Origin of the sequence: Streptomyces sp. ICN903, assembly GCF_022015835.1 — a bacterium.
GTDB classification, from domain to species: Bacteria; Actinomycetota; Actinomycetes; order Streptomycetales; family Streptomycetaceae; genus Streptomyces; species Streptomyces fenghuangensis.
This window is the reverse complement of the sequence record NZ_JAKMAY010000456.1, coordinates 1-3148: the sequence shown is the minus strand read 5'-3', so window position 1 is coordinate 3148 and position 3148 is coordinate 1. Positions and strand designations below refer to the sequence as shown.

The following is a 3148-nucleotide window of genomic DNA, read 5'->3' as shown; positions in this document are numbered from 1 at the left end:
CACGCCATGCTCGGCATCGCCCGGATGCACAACCTCGCCCTCACCGGATAGCGAGCGGGCCGCACAGCGGCCAACCATGCCCGAGGCAACCCGAAGATCATTTACGGGACAGCGCTTAACCCCCGCCCGGCGATCGCCGCGCGCCCCTCGGACCACCCTCAACTGCGAGAAGCCACCTCAGGAGCGGCGATGAACGACGAGATTCAACTGATCAGCGACGATGACGGACTGGCCGTCATCGGGAACGCGGCGGACATCGAATGCTTCCTCATCTCGGAGGGACTGCCGTCGAAGGACCTCGGAGCGCAACGGCTCAAGTCCGCCTTCAAAGCCGGGGCCGCAGCCGCGCAGGCGGGATCGGACATCGCCGCCGAATCCGGCCGCTGGGTGAAATTGACCCGGGAGTCGGCGCAGGTTGTCAGGAAGTATGGGCTGAGGAAAAACGCGAAGACGGGTCTCAGTACGGGTGTGGTGAGGGGGCAGAAGGGCCAAATCAGGGGATTCGTCGAATTCGCGCGGGGACCCCGGTCACTTCTGACCAGCCCGGCGGCTCTCGCCAACACTGCGAAGATCATGACGCAGGTCGCGATGCAGCAGACCATGGACGAGATCACCGACTATCTCGCCGCGATCGACGAGAAGGTCGACGACATCCTGCGCGCCCAGAAGGACGCTGTGCTGGCCCGCATGATCGGAGTGGGCCTCGTCGTCGAGGAGACCCTGACCATCCGGGAGAAGAGGGGCAGGGTCGACGAGGTCACATGGTCGAAGGTGCAGGACGCGCCGACGACGATCGCGGATACCCAGGCGTACGCGCTACGGCAACTCGACTCACTTGCGGAGAAGCTGGAGGGCAAGACCAAGATCGGTGACCTCGCCGAGGCGGTCAGGGGGGCCGAGCCGGCGGTTCGGGAGTGGCTCGCCGTTCTGGCACGCTGCTTCCAACTGCAGGACGCGGTTGCCGTACTCGAACTCGACCGGGTGCTGGACGCCTCTCCGGAGGAGCTGGACGGGCATCGCCTCGGGCTGAAGGAGGCCCGGCGGAAACGGCTGGAGTACATAGCCCGGAGCACCGAGCGTCTGGTGGCCCGGATGAACGCGGCCGCCGAGGCGGCCAACTCGAAGGTGCTGCTGCACCCGACCAAATCCCCGGCCGTGGTCCAGTCGAGCAACCAGGTCGTGACCGGCGTCCACGACTTCCACGGGCGGCTCGGAATCGAGTCCGGTCGCCGGTCGTCGGAGGCGAGGCGGTGGGCGGAAGCGGCCGCGGAGGCGAGGGACAAGGCGCTCGAGATGGGGGCGAAGGGCATCGGTGCTGCCAGAAGCCTCGGCAGCGAGACCCTCGAAAAGGCCGGCTCGGTGAAGGACGAGCTCTCCAGCCAGATCACCGAGCGGGCGCGCCGTCGGCGCGGGAACGAGGAGAAGCGCAACGAGGAAGACTGAGCGACCGCCGACCACTGGCTATATGCGCGGTCCGGCCACACCCCAACCGCGAAAAGCCCTTCTCTGCCGGTGCTCACGAAGAAAGTTTTGGGCCCTGGGCTGAATCACGCCAGGCGCTCCGCGCGAGGTACCGACTGCGATGCTATGGACCTCCAGGACCACGAGAGTGCTTTGAAAGTGTGCCAAGCGGGCCAAGGCAGCGCACCAGAGCGCAGAGTACCTTTCGGGGGTGGTGTAGCCAGCACAGAATGTGCCGTCCAGCTTTCACTAAGACGCCGTTTCCTTTGGCTTGCCCGGCTGGCAGCGCCGGTGTGTCGGTGCTGTATGAGAGCTTCTGGGTGTGAGTTACGACTTGGCTGTGTGGGAGGGGCAGCGGCCGGCGGACAACAGGTCCGCCGGGCGCGTCTTCGAGGACCTCCACGAGCGCTTTCTGGACGATGAGGATGTGGAGCACCCTCCGACCGAGCGGATCTCGGCTTTCGTCGGGGCGCTTGTGGAGCGGTGGTGTGATGCGGCGGAGGACGTGGAGGAAGCCTCGCCGTGGGCCGCGGGCCCCTTGATCTGCGGGGCTGGCGGTCCACTGGTCTACGTGCCGTTGCGGTGGGACAGGGCCGAGGAGGCTTCTGCCTATGTGGCTGCCCTGGCGGACTCGATGGGGCTGGTCTGCTTCGATGTGCAGCAGAACGGGCTCAGGCCCTGACCGGGCCGGTCAGACGGCGGTGGCAGATGAGGGCTGCGGCGATGCCGACGAAGCCGAGGAAGTGCTCGGCCTTGCGTTCATAGCGGCGGTGCAGGCGGCGGCAGCCGGCCAGCCAGGACACCGTCCGCTCCACCACCCAGCGGTGGCGGCCCAGCCGCTGCGAGGACTCGATGCCCTTACGAGCGATGCGGTGGCGGATGCCGCGCTCGCGGAGCCACCGGCGCAGGTGGTCATAGTCGTATCCCTTGTCGGCGTGCAGCTTCGCCGGCTTCCGGCGCCGGGGCCCGCGGCGGGAGCGGATCGGCGGGATGCCCCGGACGAGCGGCTCCAGGCCCTGGCTGTCGTGCATGTTCGCGCCCGAGATACCCAAGGACAGCGGCAGTCCGTTGCGATCGCAGACCAGATGGATCTTCGATCCGAGTTTGCCGCGGTCGGTCGGATTCGGTCCCGTCAAAGGCCCCCTTTTGCCGCCCGCACACTGACTGAGTCGATCGCACACCGCGACCAGTCCAAATCGCCCTGTGCTCCGAGCTCGTCGAGGATTACGCGGTGAAGCCGGGCCCAGACCCGGTCCCGGCTCCACTGGGCGAACCGCCGGTAGACCGTCTGCCAGGCCGGCCCGAACACCGGCGGCAGCTGCCGCCACGTGCAGCCCGAAGTCGCCACGAAGATGATCCCGGCCAGGGCTTCGCGGTCACCCGCCCGACGTCGGCCACCACCCTGCGGACGTATCACCTCAGTCGGTGGCACCGCCCGCCGGAACAGCACCCACAACTCGTCCGGCACCAGTCGCTCCACGAGATCCGCCATGCACGGATCAACGAACGATCACGCCATAAGAAACGACGCCTAAGAGCGTGTCCTACGTGGTGAGGCGGATCAGTCGTTTGTAGCAGAGGAGGGCTGCGGCCAGGCCGAGGAAGGCCAGGTAGTTGCGGGGATGGCGTTCGTAGCGAATGGTGAGTCGGCGGTAGCCGGCCAGCCAGGCGATGGTGCGCTCGATGA

3 protein-coding genes and 1 pseudogene are annotated in these 3148 nt (G+C 67.2%); 2 read left to right on the top strand and 2 right to left on the bottom strand.

The window, feature by feature from the left end; genetic code table 11:
* Positions 1 to 189 precede the first annotated feature (189 nt).
* Together L7D48_RS27610 and L7D48_RS27605 are read left to right on the top strand one after the other, a co-directional pair.
* Positions 190 to 1443 carry a hypothetical protein gene (locus L7D48_RS27610; RefSeq protein ID WP_237883645.1) on the top strand — a complete coding sequence of 418 codons (1254 nt, stop codon included), beginning with the start codon at positions 190 to 192 and terminating at the stop codon, positions 1441 to 1443.
* A 340-nt stretch (positions 1444 to 1783) separates the two neighbouring features.
* Positions 1784 to 2143 (top strand): hypothetical protein, encoded by a 360-nt coding sequence (locus L7D48_RS27605; protein ID WP_237883643.1) that lies wholly within the window; start codon positions 1784 to 1786, stop codon positions 2141 to 2143.
* Here the strand turns inward: L7D48_RS27605 and L7D48_RS27600 are convergent.
* Both L7D48_RS27600 and L7D48_RS27595 read right to left on the bottom strand, forming a co-directional pair.
* Positions 2133 to 2953 (bottom strand): IS5 family transposase gene (locus tag L7D48_RS27600; RefSeq protein WP_237883640.1). Its coding sequence is split into 2 segments (ribosomal slippage): positions 2133 to 2603 and positions 2606 to 2953, totalling 819 coding nucleotides; the frame shifts between segments, so codons are not numbered across the junction. The genes L7D48_RS27605 and L7D48_RS27600 overlap by 11 nt on opposite strands.
* A 52-nt stretch (positions 2954 to 3005) precedes the next feature.
* Positions 3006 to 3148, bottom strand: a pseudogene (locus L7D48_RS27595) (IS5/IS1182 family transposase); the annotation flags it as partial.

Coding starts and splice junctions, on each gene's coding strand:
- L7D48_RS27610 (WP_237883645.1), top strand. CDS start 190: ATGAACGACGAGATTCAACTGATCAGCGACGATGACGGACTGGCCGTC.